The 22,269-nt window shown below is 38.9% G+C and carries 19 protein-coding genes, 2 tRNA genes and 1 pseudogene; 19 read left to right on the top strand and 3 right to left on the bottom strand.

Features of this window, described 5'->3' with window-relative positions; genetic code table 11:
• A pseudogene (locus DX009_RS11435) lies at positions 1–722 on the bottom strand (prolyl oligopeptidase family serine peptidase); the annotation flags it as partial.
• A gap of 154 nt (positions 723–876) precedes the next feature.
• On the opposite strand from DX009_RS11435, the gene DX009_RS11430 reads away from it, so the two are divergent.
• Positions 877–1,566 carry a four helix bundle suffix domain-containing protein gene (locus DX009_RS11430; protein WP_115084167.1) on the top strand — a complete coding sequence of 230 codons (690 nt, stop codon included), beginning with the start codon at positions 877–879 and terminating at the stop codon, positions 1,564–1,566.
• 206 nt (positions 1,567–1,772) lie between these two features.
• Here DX009_RS11430 and DX009_RS11425 read toward each other — a convergent pair whose 3' ends face one another.
• Positions 1,773–2,732 carry a bifunctional methionine sulfoxide reductase B/A protein gene (locus DX009_RS11425; protein WP_410525574.1) on the bottom strand — a complete coding sequence of 320 codons (960 nt, stop codon included), beginning with the start codon at positions 2,730–2,732 and terminating at the stop codon, positions 1,773–1,775.
• Between the two features lie 1,539 nt (positions 2,733–4,271).
• Between DX009_RS11425 and DX009_RS11415 the strand changes: the two genes are divergently transcribed.
• The 7 genes from DX009_RS11415 to DX009_RS11385 all read left to right on the top strand — a co-directional run bounded on the left by DX009_RS11415 (position 4,272) and on the right by DX009_RS11385 (position 11,807).
• Entirely contained in the window at positions 4,272–4,913 is a 642-nt protein-coding gene (locus DX009_RS11415; protein WP_006045915.1) for a hypothetical protein, read from the top strand.
• Positions 4,910–5,611, top strand: a complete 702-nt coding sequence (locus DX009_RS11410; protein ID WP_115084164.1) for a hypothetical protein — start codon at positions 4,910–4,912, stop codon at positions 5,609–5,611. Before DX009_RS11415 ends, DX009_RS11410 begins: the two co-directional genes overlap by 4 nt.
• A 118-nt stretch (positions 5,612–5,729) precedes the next feature.
• A complete protein-coding gene (locus DX009_RS11405) occupies positions 5,730–7,001 on the top strand; it encodes a TolC family protein (RefSeq protein WP_115084163.1) in 1,272 nt (423 codons plus the stop codon).
• A 17-nt stretch (positions 7,002–7,018) separates the two neighbouring features.
• Positions 7,019–8,035 carry an HlyD family secretion protein gene (locus DX009_RS11400; RefSeq protein ID WP_006045912.1) on the top strand — a complete coding sequence of 339 codons (1,017 nt, stop codon included), beginning with the start codon at positions 7,019–7,021 and terminating at the stop codon, positions 8,033–8,035.
• Between the two features lie 58 nt (positions 8,036–8,093).
• Positions 8,094–9,560, top strand: coding sequence for an ATP-binding cassette domain-containing protein (locus DX009_RS11395; protein WP_115084178.1), 1,467 nt, complete (start codon positions 8,094–8,096; stop codon positions 9,558–9,560).
• Positions 9,561–9,657: 97 nt separating this feature from the next.
• Entirely contained in the window at positions 9,658–10,716 is a 1,059-nt protein-coding gene (locus DX009_RS11390) for an ABC transporter permease (RefSeq protein WP_115084162.1), read from the top strand.
• 5 nt (positions 10,717–10,721) lie between these two features.
• Positions 10,722–11,807, top strand: coding sequence for an ABC transporter permease (locus DX009_RS11385; RefSeq protein ID WP_115084177.1), 1,086 nt, complete (start codon positions 10,722–10,724; stop codon positions 11,805–11,807).
• Positions 11,808–11,861: 54 nt separating this feature from the next.
• Here the strand turns inward: DX009_RS11385 and DX009_RS11380 are convergent, their stop codons facing one another.
• Positions 11,862–13,415 (bottom strand): DUF6377 domain-containing protein, encoded by a 1,554-nt coding sequence (locus DX009_RS11380; protein WP_245944645.1) that lies wholly within the window; start codon positions 13,413–13,415, stop codon positions 11,862–11,864.
• Positions 13,416–14,339: 924 nt separating this feature from the next.
• Between DX009_RS11380 and DX009_RS11375 the strand changes: the two genes are divergently transcribed.
• The 11 genes from DX009_RS11375 (at position 14,340) to DX009_RS11325 (ending at position 22,261) form a co-directional block, all read left to right on the top strand.
• Positions 14,340–15,464, top strand: coding sequence for a PCMD domain-containing protein (locus tag DX009_RS11375; RefSeq protein WP_006045906.1), 1,125 nt, complete (start codon positions 14,340–14,342; stop codon positions 15,462–15,464).
• Positions 15,465–15,487: 23 nt separating this feature from the next.
• Entirely contained in the window at positions 15,488–16,255 is a 768-nt protein-coding gene (locus DX009_RS11370) for a porin family protein (RefSeq protein ID WP_115084160.1), read from the top strand.
• 340 nt (positions 16,256–16,595) lie between these two features.
• Positions 16,596–17,156 carry a DKNYY domain-containing protein gene (locus DX009_RS11365; RefSeq protein WP_115084159.1) on the top strand — a complete coding sequence of 187 codons (561 nt, stop codon included), beginning with the start codon at positions 16,596–16,598 and terminating at the stop codon, positions 17,154–17,156.
• A 222-nt stretch (positions 17,157–17,378) separates the two neighbouring features.
• Positions 17,379–17,465: transfer RNA gene (locus DX009_RS11360), tRNA-Ser, on the top strand.
• 31 nt (positions 17,466–17,496) lie between these two features.
• A tRNA-Glu gene (locus tag DX009_RS11355) sits at positions 17,497–17,568 on the top strand.
• A 200-nt stretch (positions 17,569–17,768) separates the two neighbouring features.
• Complete coding sequence (locus tag DX009_RS11350) at positions 17,769–18,209, top strand: hypothetical protein (RefSeq protein WP_115084158.1); 441 nt, start codon at positions 17,769–17,771, stop codon at positions 18,207–18,209.
• 320 nt (positions 18,210–18,529) lie between these two features.
• A complete protein-coding gene (locus DX009_RS11345) occupies positions 18,530–19,378 on the top strand; it encodes a transposase (RefSeq protein WP_115084157.1) in 849 nt (282 codons plus the stop codon).
• 3 nt (positions 19,379–19,381) lie between these two features.
• On the top strand, positions 19,382–19,591 hold the full coding sequence (locus tag DX009_RS11340) for a hypothetical protein (protein WP_115084156.1): 210 nt from the start codon (positions 19,382–19,384) through the stop codon (positions 19,589–19,591).
• A complete protein-coding gene (locus tag DX009_RS11335; protein WP_181792368.1) occupies positions 19,575–20,495 on the top strand; it encodes an IS3 family transposase in 921 nt (306 codons plus the stop codon). The genes DX009_RS11340 and DX009_RS11335 overlap by 17 nt, the downstream gene beginning before the upstream one ends.
• A gap of 51 nt (positions 20,496–20,546) precedes the next feature.
• Positions 20,547–21,068: a bacteriophage T4 gp5 trimerisation domain-containing protein gene (locus DX009_RS11330; protein ID WP_245944644.1), complete on the top strand. Its 522-nt coding sequence runs from the start codon at positions 20,547–20,549 to the stop codon at positions 21,066–21,068.
• Positions 21,069–21,106: 38 nt separating this feature from the next.
• Positions 21,107–22,261 carry a DUF2931 family protein gene (locus tag DX009_RS11325; RefSeq protein ID WP_115084154.1) on the top strand — a complete coding sequence of 385 codons (1,155 nt, stop codon included), beginning with the start codon at positions 21,107–21,109 and terminating at the stop codon, positions 22,259–22,261.
• Positions 22,262–22,269 lie beyond the last annotated feature (8 nt).

Below are 22,269 nucleotides of genomic sequence, written 5' to 3'. Positions count from 1 at the left end.
TTTTGGTAAAACAACACATCTTGACTTTGTGGCGTGCCTATTTTGTGGTAGTAAATCTTGTGTATTTCGTTCTTTGAGCTATACTCTTTGCCCTTTTCAGGTGCATCGTAGGCACTGTAATAGAAGCCATTTCCACACCATTTTGCACCTCCGAACTTAGCCCATTCTATGTGGTCGGGTAGCAATTTGCCCGTTGCTACGTCCTTAACGTATATTTCTTGCCAGTCGCTACCACTGCGCGAGATTACGTAAGCCATGTGTTTTCCATCTTTAGAGAAGCTTATATCTTGCAAAGCAACGGTACCATCGGTACTTAATTTGTTGGGATCGAGAAACTCATGGAGTGTTCCTCCCAGTTCGTTCATCTGGTAAAGAACACTCTGATTCTGTAGTCCGTTGTTCTTAAACACATACCATTTGCCGTTGTTTTCGAATGGAGCGCTCACCTTTTCATAGTCTGCCACCTCCTTTAAACGTTGCAAAAGCTTTGCTCGGAATGGTATTTTAGCCAAGTATTCGTTGGTTACTTTATTCTCAGCAGCCACCCATTCGGCTGTTTCTTTACTTCTATCGGCTTCCAAAGGACGGAAGGGGTCGGGTATTTTCACACCAAAGTAGGTGTCTACTGTACCATCTTTTGGTGCTTTAGGGTAATTAATGTTTTGTGCAACCATTGTTGTTGTTGTCAGTGTAAGTACCGACAGTGCTACGAAATGTTTCATTTTGTATAATAGGTTTATGTTATTTCGATGACTCGAACGCCACAAAGATACTAAGAAAATTCCTATTCTGAACAGCTATTGCCAAACTTTTGACATACAGTTTCGCCGTACAAACTTTAATAACTACCTTTGCAGAACACATGTTACAAGTACTATGAACAGACAAAAAGATGAGACACAACCTTCGAAGGAAGGCATTTTGCGGCAGAACGTCCCTTACACTGAACTGTTTTTCTACCAAAAGGCAGATGCCATATACCGGCTGACTTACATTTTTTGTCAGCGTTTTCTGCCCAAATATGGCGACCGCACAGTAGACCAAATGGTACAGGCAGCCCGTTCGGGTAAGCAAAATATCGTGGAAGGAATAGAAGATGGCAACACATCGACGGAGATGGAGCTTAAGCTTCTCAATGTTTCGCGCAGCTCATTGCAGGAGTTACGCGAAGACTACAACGACTTTTTACACACGCGCGGTCTTGCTTGCTGGACATCGAAACACCATCGTTACGATGCAATGCTTGGCTTTTGCAAGCGTCATAACAAGGCAGAAGATTATCTTTCGTATGCCAACAGGTGGACGGCAGAGGAGTTTTGCAACACGTTGCTCACACTTTGCCACATCACAGATAAGATGATGTGCAACTATCTTGCCCGTTTGGAGAAGCAGTTTGTAGAGCAAGGCGGCATCAAAGAACGCATGCACGCTGCCCGTACAGGCTACAGAAAGGAACAAGACGAGCTGTTAAAAAGGCTACAGACAGAGAATATACAGCTGAAAGAAGAAGTTAAGAGGTTGCAAGCGGAAGTAAAAAGGCTACAAGAAAGGTTGGCGCAGCGGTAGCGCAACGCCCCTTGGAGCTTGTAGGGATAGTAGGAATGCTAGTTTTTCTAGTACTCCTAGGGTTTATAGTTCCCCTAGGAGCTCTAGGTTTTCTAATACTCCTAGGTTTCTAGTACCCCTAGGAACTCTAGGTTTTCTAGTACTCCTAGGGTTCCTAGGAATACTAGGAACCCTACAAAAGCTTATGCCCACAAGAAAGCTAATCCCTACTTTTCTTTTGCTTTCCTTGCATATTCGAACAGTGAAGAGGGCAAATGGCAATATCCCGTAGGGTTTTTGTCGAGATAATCTTGGTGGTAATCTTCTGCCGAATAGAAGTTTTTCAGTGGTAATAGTTCTACTTCGAGCGGCACAGAGTATTTGCGTTCTTCGGCATCGAACACCTTTCTAATAATAGGAAGGTCGGTTGGGTCGGTGTAATACACGCCTGTTCTGTATTGCGAACCACGATCGTTGCCTTGCCTATTGTAACTTGTGGGGTCTATAGAAGCAAAGTATAGCTTTACAAGAAATGCTAACGACACCACCGTAGGGTCGTATTTAATATGCACAGCTTCGGCAAAACCAGTGCCATCGGTACACACTTGCTCGTAAGTTGGGTGATTTGTGTGTCCGTTAGCATAGCCCACTTCTGTCCATAGCACTCCTTTTATTTGCTTAATATAGTGTTCTGTGCCCCAGAAACAGCCGCCAGCAACGTATATTTCTTTCTCTTTGCGCACCCATTTGGTGTACTCTCCGTAGCCTTCTTTCTCCATTTCGGCAAGCGGAATAAAGCGCAACGATGCACTGTTTATACAATAACGCTGCCCGCCTTGTGCGGTTGGACCATCGTTAAACACGTGTCCAAGATGAGCATTTCCCGTTAAACTTCTCACTTCGGTACGTTGCATACCATGCGAATTATCGGCTTTTTCTACCAAAAGACGCTTGTCTATGGGTTTAGAAAAGGCAGGCCAGCCACACCCAGAGTCGTATTTGTCGGCAGAAGAGAATAGCGGTTCGCCCGTAGTAACATCTACATAGATGCCTGGACGAAACTCTTTGTCGTACTGGTTGGTATATGGTTGTTCTGTTGCAGCGTGTTGTGTAACGGCATATTGCTCGGGGGTGAGCTGGCGACGTAGTGTTTCGTCGTCGGGACGAGTGAATGTTTTTGTTGTCATTTTCGTTGTTTTTATTTGTGTGTTGCCACGTTCATTGGTGACTATTCGTGGACTATTACTGCACGATGCTACTACTGAAGTAGCAAGCAAAAGACAGAGTGTGAACAGAAGACAGTCCTCTCTAACTGCAGAAAAAATGTTTTTAAACTTGCATTGGCGTAGCAAAAACGTTGCTGGTGCGGTGGATCTACTTTGTGTCATTGGTGCATTTGTCTTTTTGTTTTACGTTTGCTAAATTATAAAAAAGTATTTATTTGGTTTTACTCCTTTGATTTTATTTAACTAAAATAATTACAAACAGGGTGTTTATGGCTATTTTTGCCAATTTATAATATATTTTCACCTTTCTATTGAGTTTGTTTCATGTGTGAAAATATATTTATAACTTTACGAAAGTAATGTTAGAAATAGCATAAATAGACTAAGAAGCCAAAGCTAAGCTGTTTTGATAACACTTATAGGTGTATTTAGATTTTTGGAAAAAGCAAAACAAAAAACAAAAACATAGGCGTTTTATTTGGCGTTTTAAACTAAAATAGATATATTTGCACAGAAATATGCTTTTACTAAGCAAATTGATTTTTATTAAAATGCCTATATGGCATTTCTCCAAATACCACAAATAAAAGCCGCGATGGCAGAAAGAAGTGGTTATTTAATAGTTAATAACACTACCATCTAGCGTTTTGGTAGATTTAGGTTTTTAGTTATTAGGAACTAAATTTATATTGTTATTATATGCATTTGCTAACTATTTAAGTATTTAATGAATGCATTATAAGAAGAATTTAGTATGGATCGGGAGATTAATATGAATTTATTAACAATAAAATTTACAGATTATTTAGAAAAGAAATATAGGTTGGCTGTGAGGCTAGCCTATTTTTTATTTATAAGCAGTCTTACTTTATTTTACCCATAAAACCATTTTCTGTTGCCCACAATATACACGATACATTTTAAATAGAAAACACCCTGTATTACAAAAACCCCCTTTTTGCATTGCAAAAACCATACTTTTGGCGTGCAAAAACCATACTTTTGCAATGCAAAAAGGGGGTTTTTGTTTTTCAAACACTGGGTAGGCTGTTTTATATATGTATATATAGTAGGCTAAAAGCCATAGTATCAGGCAGAAAGACCACCGTTTTCTGTTTGTTTATAGATAGCCATTGCCACCTTTTGCAGCTGCAAAGCCGTTGGCAGATGTAGGGGCTTGTGCGTTGGTTTCGTGTACCTTTATTCTACGGCTTACTTGTTTTGCAATGCAACTATATATATAGGTGTAAATAATATTGATGAAACCAGAACAAAAAAGTTTTTCTATGGTTTTACAAAAAATACCCTTATAAAGATGCGTAGATATTCGGATATTTTGTGTAAGTTTGCAAACAGAGTTGTAACAGATGGCATCTGCCGATGTTAAACCACACCAGTTGCTCTTGCTGTTTGGTTTAACTCAACTGTCAAACACAACTTTTGCAAACAAAAAAAATTGCATTTAAACAGAAAGAAAGAGAGTGAAAAAAGAATAAAACTATGAATACTACATTAACAATAATAACCTTTGCAGCGGCTGTATATGGGCTTGTAATGGGCATAATTATGGCATTCAGCATACGTCCGCAGTTGCTTCATCAAGAAAAGCTATATATTAGCCATAACAAAATTACTGGTTTCACTCAGCTTTACGCACTGGCTATGATGGTTTCTTTTGCAACTGTAACCCTATTTAATAATATATTTTCGTTCATAGGTCCCATTTGTATTGTTGGCTTTATACTGGTTATGAACATTGTTTTGATAAAAACCATACAGCGGAAACGGCAATGGTTACGTAAAAATCCTAACTATGCAACACTAACTTTCAAGGTTGGAGGTAGTTTTCTTGTACCTAATATACCTATGATTGTGTCGGTAGACGAAGATGAATATGCCTTAGACACCGTTTGTTGGATAGGAAAGAAATGTTTAATAACAGCTGGAACACATCGCATTAAGTTTAAGTTAGAAAAGCGTCTTCCTAAAAGATACAACAACAGAGTTCAACTTCTTAAACAATATATAGAGGCTGATTTCCAACCAGGAAACATATATTGCGTTGAAGAAGATATACCAAACGAGCATCTTACCTTACATTCTATATATAAAGAAGTGGTAGACCAAAAACAAAAAGTATGATAAACACCATTTTAAACATACCTCTTTTCTCGCCCATAACAACTGTAGATTATGTTTCTTGGCTATTTTTCATTTGTTTTTTCTATGCTATTGTAGGCTTATTTTTCCTGCGTTCGAAGTTTAGACATCAGGAAAATAGAAAAAAATTAATGTACATTCTTGTTTTCGGAGAATGTGTTCTTATTGGCGCATCGCTCGTTTCGGCATACTGTGCAAATAGTTCTTTTAAAATAGGCATATACACATTGCCCTTTGTTCTTATAGTTTCTTTCATTGCAGGAAACATTGCCATTGTTAGATATATAGTGAAAACACAACGCTGGATAAACGCTAATAGGGGCTATGCAACACTGTTGTTCAAAGAAGAATGGTTTGTTAGAGAGGTACACAGAATAGTTATTTTAGAAATAGATGGCATTCCCTATGGTAAAGGACTTATATATTGGGCTATGAACAAATGCCTTATTGCACCGGGCAAACACCAGATAAAACTGGCTGTAAAGGTGTTAGACAGCTATAAAAGTAAGCCTAAAACAAAAGAATACACCCAAGACGTGCTATTAAATATGGCGCCAATGGGTAAATATATTATAGAAGAAGACAGAGAAAAACAATGTTTAAATGTGCGCTCGCTATTCAAAGTAGTAACCAATAGCACCGAAGTGGCACACAAAAGTGGCTCAACTCCACCCACATAAGCACCGCACAACATTGCAGTTTAGGGTTGCTTGCCATTGGAAATATGCACTACCTTTGCACCATAAAGCCACATTTACATTAGCTTAAACAACAAAACATAAGCATAAACAAACATAAATGAGAACCAAATTCATAGTTGCAATATTGCTAATATTAGCCTCTACCACCACAGCACAAACGTTAGAAGAGTGCCAAAAGGCGGCTGAAAAGAACTATCCGCTTATTAAACAATATGGTTTAATAGCACAAACCACCGAGCTAACTGTCAGTAACATACAGAAAGAATGGCTACCTAAAATAGCCGTCTCGGCTCAAGCCACCTATCAAAGCAATGTTGTGGCATGGCCAGAACGTATACAAAGCATCTACCAACAAATGGGTTTAGCCATGAAAGGACTGAAAAAAGACCAATATAAAATGGCTATAGACTTGCAACAAACACTTTACGACGGTGGAACAATAGCCAGTAAACAAGCCATTGCACGGCAAGAAGCAAAGGTACAAGAGGCTGAAAACCAAACAAAACTATACCAAGTGCACCACCGTGTTAATGAAATGTACTTTGCATTGCTACTTCTAAACGAACAAATAAAGCTGAACAACAATGTAAAAAGCCTACTCTTAGCGAGCGAAAACAAACTTGCTGCTATGGTAAAAAGTGGAACTGCTGCCACAAGCGACCTTGACAACGTTAAGGCAGAACGGCTTAGTGCAGAACAACAATACACAAGTTTAAAAGCCGAACAACAAATGTTGCAACACATTCTAACCACTTTTTGTGGCATAAAAGTGGAAAACGTGCAAAAACCAACGCCAGTTTCGACAGACACATTAACCAACAACAGACCCGAATTACAGCTTTTCAACAGTAAGTTAAAACTATCCGAAGCACAAGAAAAGGCATTAAACACACGTCTACACCCCACTTTGGCTCTATTTGCACAAGGCTATTATGGCTATCCGGGTATGAATATGTTTAACGATATGATAGAACACAAATGGCGACTTAACGGCATTGTGGGTGTAAAACTATCGTGGAACGTGGGCGCTCTCTACACACGCAAGAACGATAAGGCACGTTTAAGGTTGCAACGCGAACTAATAGAGAATGAACGTAAGGTGTTTTTATTTAACAATAGTATGGAACAAATTCGGCAAAATAGCAACATAAACCGCTTTAAAACAATGATGCAGACCGACAAAGAAATAATTGCACTGCGCACAAATGTAAGAAAAGCAGCCGAATCGAAGCTACTTCACGGCATAATAGACGTAAATAGCTTGTTGCGAGAAATAAACAACGAGAATGCAGCAAAGGTGCAATGGGCTATTCACGAGATAGATATGCTGAAAGAAATGTATAACCTAAAATATACCAACAACCAATAAATAACCACACAACAGATATGAAAAAGACTATATTCTTGGCACTTACAACACTTATAATAGCAGCGTGCGGAAAGCAAGAAAAGGACTACGATGCAACAGGAACGTTCGAAGCAACAGAGGTTACTATATCTGCCGAATCGTCAGGACAGCTTATTAGCCTCAACATTAACGAGGGAGATTTGCTAAACAGTGGGGTTACAGTGGGGCAAATAGATAGCCAGCAGTTGGTTTTAAAGCGACAACAGTTGGCAACAAACACGCAACAACTTAACGCTACCCATAGTCAGCTCGATGCAAACAAGCGACAACTGGCTGCAAACAAACTGGCTATGGCAAGAAAACAGCTGGATTTAAAAAAGCAAGTGGCTACCATTCAACAACAAATAGCCAACCAACTGCACGAGAAACAACGCTTTTCAGAACTCCTTAGAGATGGTGCTGTGCCACGAAAACAGGTAGACGACATTGACTATCAGATAGAAGTGCTACGCAAACAGCTGGTTGCAACCGAAGAACAAATAGCAAGTCAGAACGCAGCATTGGCAGAACAAAACAAAGGAATAGCCGCTCAGATAGAGGGAATAAGCTCTCAACAAGCAGGCGTAACGGCACAACAAGCAGGCGTTCGCAGCCAACAAGCACAGATAGACAACCAAATTGCACACACCTTTGTGAGGGTTCCACTTACTGGAACTGTGCTCGAGAAGTATGTAGAACAGGGCGAATTTGTATCGGTAGGTAAACCTTTGTTTAAAATTGCCAACACTAAGAATATGTACATTCGGGCTTATATAACCTCTAAACAGCTGAAAAACGTTAGAATAGGTCAGCATGTTACGGTGTTAGCAGACTATGGAAAAGGTGAGAAAAAGAAGTATTCGGGAGTTGTTACATGGATTTCGAGCCAATCAGAATTTACTCCTAAAACCATTGTAACCGATGATGAACGAGCCGATTTGGTGTATCCTATAAAGGTAAAGTTCCTAAACGATGGCTACGCAAAGATAGGAATGTACGGCGAAATAAAGTTTTAAATATAGCAAAAATGCTAAACAAAAACAGGAATAGTGCCAAACAAAAATGCAACAAACTATGAATGCCATTGAAGTAAACAACATATCGAAACGCTACGGCAAGGTAGAGGCATTGCAAAATGTTAGTTTTTCGGTGGCAGAAGGCGAAGTTTTCGGACTGATTGGACCAGATGGTTCAGGCAAAACGTCTATGCATCGCATACTGTGTTCGCTACTTCTGCCCAGCGAAGGTACGGCAACAGTTGCAGGATACAATGTTGTTAGCCAAATGAAAGAGGTGAGAAAACTATTGGGATATATGCCCGGCAGGTTCTCACTCTACCAAGATTTAACGGTAGAAGAGAACTTAAACTTTTTTGCTACCTTATTTAATACAACCGTAGAAGAGAACTACGATGCTATTAAAAATATCTATTCGCAGATTGAACGCTTTAGAAAACGACAAGCAGGAGCACTCTCTGGTGGTATGAAACAAAAACTTGCGCTATGTTGTGCCTTAATTCATAAACCACAAATACTATTTCTTGACGAACCTACAACTGGCGTTGATCCTGTGAGCAGAAGGGAATTTTGGGACATTCTAGCACAAATGAAAGAACGCAAAATTACGATCATTGCATCTACACCATACCTCGATGAAGTGCAAAGGTGTGAACGTGTGGCGTTTCTTTCCGAAGGTATTATAAAGGGAATGGGCACTCCTACCGAAGTGCTTACACAGTTTGAGGCTGTTTTTAACCCTCCTCGCATAGAACATAAACATTGTTACGCAACAGCAAAACAAACCGAAAACGTTATAGAAGTGGAACATTTGGTGAAGGCTTTTGGCAGTTTTCGTGCAGTAGACGATATATCGTTCACCGTAAAAAAAGGAGAAATATTTGGTTTTTTAGGGGCTAACGGAGCAGGAAAAACTACTGCTATGCACATACTAACAGGACTAAACCAACCCACAAGTGGCACTGGCATGGTGGCAGGATATGACATTCGTACCGAATACGAACAGATAAAGCAACACATTGGGTATATGAGTCAGAGGTTTTCGCTATACGAAGACCTTACTGTTGCCGAGAATATACGTCTTTTTGCTGGTATCTATGGTATGCATAAAAAGGATATTCGCCAGAAAACCAACGAGCTTTTGCAACGCCTAAACTTCGATAAGCATCGCAATAGTTTGGTGTCTGACCTTCCATTAGGGTGGAAACAGAAGTTGGCTTTTTCGGTTAGCATCTTCCATAATCCTAGTGTTGTGTTCTTAGATGAGCCAACGGGAGGTGTCGATCCTGCCACTCGCCGCCAGTTTTGGGAACTTATTTACGAGGCTGCAGCACGGGGAATAACAGTGTTTGTTACCACTCACTATATGGACGAAGCCGAATATTGCGACCGCATCTCTATAATGGTAGATGGTAAAATTAAGGCTTTAGGAACTCCAAACGAACTGAAACGCAACTTTAATCAGTCCGATATGAACCAAGTATTCACCTATTTGGCACGACAAGCAACACGCAGTTCCGATTAGGATATAACGAAAACGCTATAGAATATATATGTAGACAAACAATGGGGTACACCTTATTATAATATATAACATAAGAAAACAAAAAGCATAACACACAATGAAGCAGTTTATTTCGTTTGTTACCAAAGAAACAAAACACATTCTACGCGATAAGCGCACCATGCTAATTCTGTTTGGTATGCCCATTGTTTTGATGCTTTTGTTTGGTTTCGCCATTACCACTGACGTAAGAAATGTGCGCACTATAGTGGTTATGAGCTATGCAAACAATGCCACACAAAAAGTGGCAGACCGTTTAGCTGTGTCCGAATACTTTAAACTTGTAAAGGTGGTGAGTACTTCCGACGAGGCAAAACAGCTTATAAGAGACCAGAAAGCAGACCTGGCGATGGTGTTTCCAGAACACTTTGGCAGAACCAAACAGCAAATTCAGTTTATTGTAGACGGCGCAGATCCAAACATGGCACAGCTTTGGACAAACTACGCAAGGATAGTTATAACCAACACAAAGGGGAGCGTGATAAACACAAAACTACTGTATAACCCACAAATGAGGTCGGCTTACAACTTTGTTCCAGCCACTATAGGAATATTGTTAATGCTAATTTGCGCAATGATGACATCTATTTCTATTGTCCGCGAAAGAGAAAAAGGAACAATGGAAGTATTGCTTGTGTCGCCCATTCAACCAATAATGATTATAGTTGCAAAGGTTATACCCTACTTAGTGCTGGCTTTTATTATTCTTATAATCATACTACTTATGTCGGCTTTCGTGCTAGATGTTCCAATGCAGGGGTCGCTTTTCGGCATATTTCTTATCTCCACCATCTACATTCTTCTGGCTCTTGCATTTGGTTTGCTGGTTTCTAACATTGCTGAAACACAACTTGAGGCACTACTTTTATCGGCTATGGTGTTGCTTATGCCTATTCTATTGCTCTCTGGAATGATATTCCCCATAGAGTCGATGCCACGAATTTTACAATATGTATCTGCCATAATACCTACCCGATACTATACCAGTGCTATGCGAAAACTAATGATTATGGGGGTGAGTATAAAGGAGGTGTATCACGAAATAGCAATTCTTGTGGGTATGTTGGTAGTGCTTTTGTCGCTCTCGTTAGCCAGATTCAATAAACGTTTAGACTGATGTGTATGACACTAAAGTATCTTTTACAAAAAGAAATTATCCAAATTAGGCGCAATTCGTTTATTCCTCGCCTCTTAATAACGTTTCCAATAATGGTAATGTGTGTGATGCCGTGGGTAATGAATCAGGAGGTTAAGAACGTAATTGTAGATGTTGTGGACAACGACCGTACCACAAAGTCGCAACAATTGGTACACGAAATAGAAGCCAACAGATATTTTATATTTCACGGACAGCAGCCAAACTACTCGGCGGCACTTAGCAATATAGAGCAATCAACCACAGATATAGTGGTGGTTATACCCCAATACTACAGTCGCGACCTTGCTCTTGGAAAGCTGCCACAGGTGCTAATTGCGGCTAATGCTGTGAATGGAACAAAGGGTTCTATAGGTTCTGCTTATCTTTCGCAAATAGTTTCAGCCCATACAATGCCATCTACTGCAAGCATAATGTCGGCAACCAATACGCTATATCTGTACAATAAGCATTTAAATTTTAAGCTTTTTATGATACCTGCCCTATTCGCTATCATTATGATGCTTATGACGGGATATCTACCAGCACTAAACATTGTGAGCGAAAAAGAGGCTGGCACCATCGAACAAATAAATGTTACGCCGGTTAATAAGTGGGTGTTTATTCTGGCAAAACTTATTCCTTATTGGGCAATAGCTATGTTTGTTGTTACCATTTGCCTACTTCTGGCATGGGTGGTATATGGCATTACGCCTGTAGGAAACATAGCTCTAATATATCTACTGTCGCTTTTGTTGGCGCTTTTCTTTTCGTCTTTCGGACTAATAATATCCAATTATTCAGACAATATGCAGCAATCTATGCTCATAATGTGGTTCTTCGTGGTTATACTCATACAACTTTCGGGGCTCTTCACCCCATCTCGCTCTATGCCATCAGTAGTTTATATCACCACATATATAAATCCTGTAAGCTACTTTATTGATGCTATGCGCACAGTGTTTATACGTGGTGGCAACTTCAATAGCATTGCACACCAAGTGTTAGCCCTTGCTTTAATTGGACTGTTTATGGGCACATGGGCAGTAATGAGCTATAAGAAGAACCGTTAAACTGTGAGAAAACTATTGCTTATAGCCACACAACAATACCCAAAGGCACCATTTTTACCCTATCTTTTTCACATCGTCCTCAAACGAACTGTGGTTGATGGCACGAGCTTTGAGCTTCGACCGATAAGTATAAACAGTGGTAAGACTGGCACGAAGAATAGACGAGATACGTGCATTGTCGGTAATTCCTAATCGAATAAGGGCAAGAATACGTAGTTCGGTGGTTAAACGCTCATCGCCTTTTGGCTCTATCCGTGCATCGTTGCGTAGCAATTGGTTTACACCAGCTACGAAATTAGGATATATATTTAAGAAAGCTGTATCGAAATTTATATAGTATTCGCTCGTAGCAACCTGTGTAAACGAATTGTTTTTCAGCTCTGTATAGAGTTCGTCCATACGCTTTTCGCGCGCCAAACGGTTGTAAATTCGGCGTTTCTCTTCGGCTTGGTCTATCAAATTCGACGCTAATTCTAAGAAACGAGTTATATATTCTTCTCTAATATTATTGGCTTCGCAAAGTTGAGCATTCACTTTGCTCAAGTCGTCTACGGCATTATTCAACTGCTTATTCATTAAAACCATTTGCACATGTGTCTTTCTGTAACGGCGAAGATATCTCCAGATAAAGAAAACAGCCACAATCAATGCAATGGCAACTACACTAACGGCAACCAAAAGACCAAAAATGTGCATACGTTGGGTGCGTTGTTGCACTATGTAAGCCGAAAAAATGCGTGGCAAGATATGGGCATTCTGAATGTTTCGCAGGCGTGTTCCATAGAAATTAGCATCTTCTATAGAAACATTCATATAGTTATAAGCTCGCTCTACGTCGCCTTGATCGAACAATTCGTCTGCTAAAAGGCGCAAAGAGTTATTTTCTTTCGACGACGAATAAACATCGCTAATTGCACTTTGCACCAAATAATATAGCCGTTTGGTAGAATTTCCAAGCTTACCATAGAGTTCTGCCAAATCGAAACATACCATAGCATATTCGTGGTTGGTTCTTCTCCATCGTTTCAGATAGTTTTCTAATATGCCGATAGCCTTTTCTGTATGTCCTCTTTCGCTTAGTTCGGTCATTTCTGCACGCACATACGCATACGTATCTTTATACGGACTAGCCAAAATAAGTCGCCTATAATATTCTACTCTGCCCTCATACGAAGCGTGCAACTGTGTTCCTGCTGTGTATTCTGCCAACAACGACATTAGCAAATACCATTCGTCGTTAAATGCTTGAGTAAGTTGAGCGTCTAAAGTAGATACTTTTATACTATCTAACAAGTCGCGCGACTCCACAAAAAAGGCTGCCAGTGTATGCACATGCACCTTTTTGAGTTGTGCTTCTGCCAAATACTTATCATTCCGCATACGTTTTGCATACAAAATAGTACGGTTGGCGTAAACCAAAGCAGAGTCGAACCGAAAGGCTTCATACTCATTGTAGAGCTGCATACATATTTCGTAGCGTTGCCTATCGGTAAGATGTGGAGTAGAAAGGCGCTGCCGTATATCGTTTATTCGCGCTACCTTTTTAGCAGTTATAGCCTTACTATGTTGAATAAGATTGTCTAATTCATCGTATTCGGTAGCTGCCATTGTTGCAGAACTATGCAACAATGCAAAGAAAAATAATAAACACCAACATAAAAACGTGGCTTTGTTTTTTTGGAGGTCTTGTCGTATCATTATGTAATTACCGTAATTCGGACACACAAAGGTATGTATAAATATTGAGAAGTGCAAGTTTTACATAAAAAAAGTGTACCGTTAGAGCATCTCGCCCTTGGTACACCTTACGTTTAGTTACGTTTTGATTGAGAGTGTTCATTCCTGCAGCTACTCTGCAAGTCTCTAATCATTGTTTCCTGAAACACTATTTTCCACCTTAAATTAACGCTATTTCATTTCACTGCCTCACGGCATACTTTTGTTAAATCTGATGCAAAGATAGTCAATATAATCGTTGATGCGATATGTTGCAAACATAAATCTAAATCAATATAAATAACATCTAAATTATATCTTATTATTTATCAATTACTTATATACTTTTATAGGCTTATAATATAGGCAAAAAATCTAAACGTTTTCGCAAAAAACAAAGTATAAAAGGAAACAAATTAAGGTATAAAAGCAGCTAAAACAGAGCAAAATTCATAAATTAAAACAAAACAAAAGGAGTAAAGTAAGATATTTGTCGTCTTATTTGCAAAAAGCAATATCCTTTTTTTATACTCCAAAACAGTGTTTTTGGAAACGTACAAACTACATATACCATCAAGCATTATGCAAAAGAAAGGGTAAAATTCGTAGTATTTCTCACAACACATTATGCTATTATATATATAATAAGGTGTAACAAAATAGGTTTGTATGCCGAACAGTGGTCTTGCAAAAATACTTTTGTACACACAAAAAAACGCAAAGAAGCCACAATACACACAATAAAATGATGTAAGATACTATTTCTATAAATATTTTTCTATACCTTTGCAACCAAAAATAACACTCAATGAAATTATGAGAAGTATAAAAACAGTTTTGCACACAGCACTATTTCTATTGTTTGTACTAACGTTTGCATCGTGCATAAAAAACGAAGCACTGAATCAAGAGGCTGATATTGTTGCTGCAAAGGTAAGCAACGATGAACTATTGATACGCAAACCGCTAATTACAAACAACGAAGTGAAGTTCTTTGTAAATGGTGGTAGCGACCTTACACAACTGGCGCCACAGTTCGAACTTACTCCAGGAGCAACCATTGAACCGGCAAGCGGAACCGTTCGCAACTTCTTAACGCCTCAAACCTACACTGTTACATCTGAAGATGGGCAATGGAAAAAACAATATAAGGTATCTTTCGTTAGCAACGATGTGGCTACCGAATATCATTTTGAGAACATTAGATGGCATAAAGCCAAACGGTCGTGGGACGACGAGGTGGAAAGTAACTTCTTCCACATATTCTACGAGCTATTAGCACCAAAAGATACAATGGATTGGGGCAGTGGAAATGCTGGCTTCTTAATAGTCAATCAAGATGCTAAAGCAGAGGAATACCCTACCAGTCAAGCTGATGGCGGCGTTGTTGGTAAGTGTGCTAAGCTGCAAACAGTAAGCACAGGAAGCTTTGGTAAAATGATGAATGCGCCTATTGCAGCAGGAAACTTGTTTACTGGCTCATTCCAAATAGACATTACAAACCCCGCAAAATCGACACGCTTCGGACTTCCTTTCCGCAAAATGCCTACTCGGTTGGCTGGCTACTACAAGTATAAGGCTGGAGAAACATATACCGATAAGTTTAGTAAAGTGGTAGAAGGAAAGCACGACGACTTCGCTATTTATGCTGTGCTTTACGAAGTTACACCACAAGTGCCCTATTTAGATGGCACAAATTCGTTGTCGAACGAAAACATTGTGCTGAAAGCTGAACTTGATAATCGTAAAGAAACCGATGTGTGGACACATTTTGCCATAGACTTTAAGCCTGTAGATGGACGAAAAATAGATGCAAAGAAGTTGGCAGAAGGCAAATACAATTTAGCAATAATTATGTCGTCGAGCAAAGATGGGGCTATTTTCAACGGTGCAATAGGCAGCACTCTCTATGTAGACGAAATGGAACTCTACTACAAATAAACCTATATAGCAAAAAGAAGAAAATGAAAACAACAAATATAATCGCAAGAATGGCAGCAGCTACCCTACTTCTATGTGTTGCCATAACCACATGGGCACAACAAGAAAAAAACTCCGACTGGGAATTTGAAGTGCGGGCTGGCGTGAATATAGGTGGAGCATCGCCACTTTCCATGCCACGCGAAATAAGAAAAATAAACAGTTATAGCCCACGATTGAATGCCTCTATAGAAGGTGTAGCCACAAAATGGATAGGCGAAGACCATAAATGGGGAATTTCGGCAGGACTGAAATTCGAACAAAAGGGAATGATAACGGGCGCCACTACAAAGGGCTACAGTATGGAGATAGTGAACAATGGCGAACGAGTATCTGGATTTTGGACAGGCTATGTAAAAACTCGCTACAACAGCACCTTCCTTTCCATTCCCGTAATGGGCAACTATCGCATTGGAAATAAGTGGAAAGTGCGCGCCGGACTGTTTGCTTCGTTCCGATTAGATGGCGAATTTAACGGAGAAGTTAGCAATGGCTATCTACGAGAGGGGTCGCCAGTGGGCGAAAAACTAATATACGAGAATGGAAAAACAGCCCCATACGACTTCTCATCGCACCTTAATCATTTCCATTGGGGTGCACAAATAGGAGGCTCTTGGCAGGCTTTCAACCACTTTACACTGAACGCCGACCTTACATGGGCTATGAATAATATATTTGAAAGCAACTTTAAAACCATCAGTTTCAATATGTATCCCATATATCTGAACGTTGGTTTTGGCTACACATTCTAAACTTTAAAAAGGCAATATTGCAACTGTTTAACGCCACATACAAACATTTTGCAAAGCATAAAGCCAATATATTATGTGCAGTATGCTAACAAAGTGTCAGCACAAAGTGAGAATGTAACAAAACAAGTGGTACGATTTTTTACGTTCTCACACAAAATGTGTTACACCAAAACACACCAAAAGAAATATAAAGAACATTATAAAATCGTACTTCGCAACATATTTGTCTGGTTTCCCTACAACTATTTAGGATTTTCCCGATAACCATTTCATATTTTACTACTATCTTTGCACATAGTAAAAAATCACCTACGGGTATAAAACAAGAAAGGAAAAATCTATGAGACAGACAAGTTTAAACAACCTACGCAGCTGTGTTATATTGCTTTTTGTGGCGTTTACAATTGCAATAAGCGCACAAACCACACAAAAAAATACCAAACTTTATTCGTATAATCGTAACGGTGTGTACTATCAAAGACAACCTATAGTAGATGCCGACTATCGTTCGTTTGTAGATTTAGGCTTTGGTTATGCCAAAGACCGATACAACGTATACTACTTAGGGCGCATATTGCCGTATGTAGATCCTATGACATTCAGCCTTAAAATAGCTCAGCCCTATCCAGGAGACTATCCAACAGACGACGATATATACGACAACGACGATTACTACCGCTATCGCATAACATCGAATGCAGTGCTGTTTCGTGGAAAAAAAATTAGCGATTCTCCACGAACCTTTAAAGATCTGGGTTGGGGATATGGCAAAGATGCCTACGATGTATATTATATGGGACGAAAAATGGAAGGCGTATTCTCTAACACCTTTAAAGTATTGGAAGATGGCTATGCAGAAGACTCGTTCGATACATATTATAGAGGTAAAAAAGTAAAATAAAAGTTACACAAAAAATATAGCAAGCACACAAGTGGACTATTGTTTTAAAAACCATAGACGGCAAATATTATGAAACAAAGCCACAGTTGTGTTCATAAATAGCGCAAAATAGCCTTATTCTATGAAAAAACCTACCAGAAAATTTGTGCGGACAGAAAATAAATAGTACCTTTGCACCGCATTTGAAAGAATGCTTGGCAACTCTTAAACAGAGCCCTGACTGGAAGGATGGGTGAGTGGCTGAAACCACCAGTTTGCTAAACTGACGTGCGGGTTACCGTACCGGGGGTTCGAATCCCCCTCCTTCCGCAACCCTACGGGGACAAATCGACAATAAGAAGGTCGGTTCATCTAACGGTTAGGATACAAGATTCTCAATCTTGGCATACGAGTTCGATTCTCGTACCGACTACAAAGAAAGCTTATAAGCAACCCGCTTATAAGCTTTTTTTGTATACATAATAGGGGGTCAGTCCTAAAACGGGTTTTGAATTAGCATGGTTTAGATTTTATAAAATATGTTGTTGCAGATCGTAACTTAACATTCGTTAATCTTGTCAGAGTTATGAATCTTTTTGTTTACCTTTGTCAAAGGTAAATAATTATATATTTATGAGATATACGCAAGAAAACTTTCAAGAGTGGATATTCTTTATCTCTGATAAGATGGAATACTTCACTGGAACTTATGCCAAGGAACATGGTTTAGTATTAGATTATAGTAAGAAGTCGTTAGATGATTTAGAAAGATGGATTCTTGATAATTTTAATGACCATAACGATTTAATAGCGCAAAAAGAATTGTTAGACCATCTAACCATTTATATTGGACAAACTTTCAAAAAATATATTGGTGGCAAATGGTTTATTGACTTAGAAAACAAGAAAAATGTATATTATAGTATGCCTGTTCTAACTGATGAAACCTATAGAGGTGTGACATATGTTTCCCCAATGACCTTTGCAACTGCTTGTATTAGTAGGAATAAAGGAAATTACATCAGTACCATTCTTTTGAATAGAATGAAGAATATGGGAATTGAAATGAAATGATTTGGTAGCTTATTTTTAAAAGAAAAGTGTTTTAAAAGTATTGCAGAACTGATGGAAGAGGTGAACAGAATAGGTGGAGAAGCTGAACGAAACCAATTGAAAAGGCGAACAGAACTAATTGGAAAGCCGTCGCTCGTGGTGTATCATAGAAAAAATGTTTTATCTTTTGAAGAGATAAAACATTTTTTTGTAGGTTGCAATTTAAATAGTCCTCCCTTATAAACCTAATATTCCTCTGATTCATAGTATATTATGCTATAAATTATTTGCAAATATCTGCAAGTTTTTATTCCTTTACATTATAAATCTTGCAGATATTTATGCTTAAACGTACATCTAAACAGCTCTCTATGTTCTCTTCTTTAGAGGACATGCTTAGCCATGAACATCCCCTCTTCCAACTTAGTAATAAGATTAATTGGGAACGTTTTGAAAATGCTTTCTCTCCTTTGTATTGCAGCAATAATGGTCGCCCAGCTCATCCAATTCACTTGATGTGTGGTCTTTTAATTTTAAAACATTTGCGTAATGTGTCAGATGAAATGATGGTTTCTCAATGGAGTGAGAATGCTTACTATCAATACTTCTGTGGTGGACTTGAATTTATGCCAAAACAACCCTGTGACGCTTCCGAGTTAGTTCACTTCAGAAATCGTATAGGTGAAAAAGGTATGGAATTAATATTAGCAGAAAGTATCCGCGTTAATACCGACCATGATAACGAAGATCATTTTGATACGGCTTTCATTGATTCTACCGTTCAGGAGAAGAATATAACCTATCCTACAGATGCGAAGTTGCATAAAAAGATAATCAAAAACGTTCTGAAGATAGTTCATGACAAGAGTCTTCCTCTACGACAAAGTTATACGCGTACGCTGAAAGGCATTTACCGTTCCCAACGTTTTCGTAATCATCCCAAGAATCGTAAGAAAGCTCTTAAGGCAGATTGTAAACGAGCAGGTATAGAACCAACAATAGGACATCTTAAAGCAGACCATAGATTATCTCGCAACTTTTATAAAGGTGTCAAAGGAGATGCTATCAATGTATTATTAGCTGCGGCAGCATATAACTTCAAAAGAGCTATGAGAGTTCTTTTGTACCTTATAAAAAGAATCAGCATAGAGCTTGTCAGTACAAACTTTATGCTGAAATATAGTTTTTAAGGAATGACTAAATATGGTATATCAGATAGCACTTACTACAAATGGAATAAGGATTTTATCGAGGCCGGCAAAGCTCGCCTCGATGGTGATACCATTCGTGAAGCAACAAGCGATGAGGTAAAGGAACTTCGTCAGGAAAACATTCGCTTAAAAGAAGCCCTTGCCGATTTGGTAGTGAGATATGATGTTGTAAAATATTGTTCAAGCACTTAAGCGTTTAGGAATCCCAAGACGTACCTTTTATAATTGGTATAAGAAATATGCTATAGGAGGGTTGAATGCTCTCAGAGCAACACATTGTAGAGCACCAACAACGTGGAACCGCATACCTGATAATATACGACAAATAGTGGTTGAACTTTCTTTAGAACATCCAGAACTCACCCCCAGGGAATTGTCAGTTCTTTTATTGGAAGAGAGTCAGATATTTGTTTCAGGGTCAAGCTTTTATCGTATATTACACGAAAGAGGTCTATTGGAACGTATGGAGCATGATTTTATCTTTGCTGCTGATGAATTCCATCATAAGACTAAATTCGCCAATGAGATGTGGCAGACCGATTTTACCTATTTCAAAGTCAAGGGTTGGGGCTGGTATTATCTCTCTACTGTAATTGATGACTACAGCAGGTATATTATCCATTGGGAGTTATGTTCGAGTATGACTTCTGATGATGTATCCAGAACAATAGATAAAGCAATTGAGAAGGCAAGAGTTACATTCCAGAATCCTCCTTGTCTGTTATCAGATAATGGACCATGTTATATTGCTTCCTCTCTCAAACAGTATCTCTGTAAGGAATATAATATCAAGCATATCCATGGCAAACCCTTGCATCCGCAGACGCAGGGAAAGATAGAACGATATCACAGATCGATGAAAAATGTGATTAAGCTAAATCATTATTTTTGTCCCTCTGAATTGGAAAATGCTATCGATGGGTGGGTGAAATATTATAATGAGAGAAGGTTTCATGAATCGTTGGATAATCTTACACCCAGAGACGTATATCTAGGACAAGGGGAGAAAATAAAGAAAATACGAGAAACGATAAAGCAAAATTCAATCAAAAAAAGAATTTTTGATAATAAAACAATGAAATATCAGAGTAAATAACTACATTTGCAGTTGTGCACTTTTGTTTGACAACGTACAAGACCATACGTTATGGGTAGCTTGTTTAACGGAGTGACAGGTAGCGGAGGCTTTGCTGCCAATCACAAGAAAAGCCTTACCACCCGAAGCGGTTCAACCGTCACCTTTGACGATACTGCCCACACCATCCTCCTACAGACAACTCGTGCCAACAAAATCTTTGTTGACGAACTAAATGGCACCATCACCATATCTTCTGCCGAAGAAGTAAATGTCAATACAAAGAATGTCAACATCAATGCATCAGAGAATATGAATGTAAATGTGGGTAAGAATTTTACGATGCAGGTTGGTGAGCAATCGTCTGTTAGCATTGAAAAAGATTCATCAGTTTCGGTAAATGGAAATGCTATGCAGAATGTAGGGAAAGACAACCATACGTACATTGCGGGCGATCATATCAGTCATATAGACAAAGATACAATCCTGAATGTAGGAGGTTCTATTAAGGGGAATATTATGGAGAACGCTACATTCGAAACGAAAGGAATTACGACTATTTGGTGCCCAAGATCGTTTGTATATAAAGAGTAATACTAAGGTTGATATTACAAAGGAATAAATAAAGTTTTATGAAATATATACTAATAGTTATAATGGTTAGCTTTGCTATGTGTATAAGCACGGCATGTTGCGGATTAGGAAACAAAACAAAAAAGGAAGATAATAAAGGTATGGATACAGCTTTTTGTTGGGAAGCACTCGTTGCATCTTCAAGAAATTATCCCATGGAGGTGCATTATGCAAGAGTAGGCGTAGGAAACTCTGGTGGATATGTTGGTGTGATGGAGAGATTTACTGGTTCAGGTTTGGGCGAAGCGGATGGTACGGTAGATATGGGCAGTGACTCTAACGGAGGAATGGATGCCCCCAGTAGTGTTGATATTGTGTGGCTTTCGTATTTAGAAAAGAAGTTTTATCGGCTTAATGTTAAATTCTCATTAGAGCTACAAGATAAGATACGCCAAAAGTTCCGTACAAAATATTATGATTGGCCAGCTAAGAGGTATTGGGCATTTACAGGTTTTGTGATCAATATGCTTCCCAAAGGGCATGTGTGGCTTTATGTAGATGGTATAGGTCGACGCGAATTGGTCTGTGACACTCTTGTTGGCAGGGAAGTAAATGTGCCATTGCAGGATTTTGACGAAGATGGGTTTCGATACTACAGAACACTTGATGCGTTTTGTGAAGGGCGACTTGGGGATTACACATGGGCGGAAGAGAATTTCAAACGAAATGGTTTGTCAGATGGTTTGTGGGATACCTACAAGACAAAATTCAACTATGAAATAGAATTTAAGTTTGAAGACGAAAAAGCAGCTTTTACTGATTACCTTTACCGGTTCCTTACGGGAGAATTTTGGCATAGAGATAATAAGCCGATGCCTTCATTATTGCCTCGCGTAAGAGAGATACAGGCTGGCTGGAAGGTAGGTACAACAATTTATAATGGAAAGTTCTATTTTGATGAAGATGAAATCATAAAGGGATATGCAGAGGCTTTCAAAGCTAAGGGAGCTTCGGGAAAGTTGGTCATTGAGGTTAGCAAATATAACAATTGGTTTACTATTTATTTGTTGGTGAGTGGTAAAAAGTATCCGTTAACCAAAACAAAGATTCATGTTTTTCGAATAACCCCACAGCATTTAAAGGAGGAAAAATGGCCATTTTATAATAATCATCCAGATATTTATTCTGGAGACATTCATTATATAGGAGAATAGCGTATGAG

This window comes from Prevotella pallens (assembly GCF_900454935.1).
In the GTDB taxonomy this organism is placed as follows: Bacteria; Bacteroidota; Bacteroidia; order Bacteroidales; family Bacteroidaceae; genus Prevotella; species Prevotella pallens.
The sequence above is the reverse complement of the archived record's forward strand: the minus strand, read 5'-3'. Positions and strand labels throughout refer to the sequence as shown.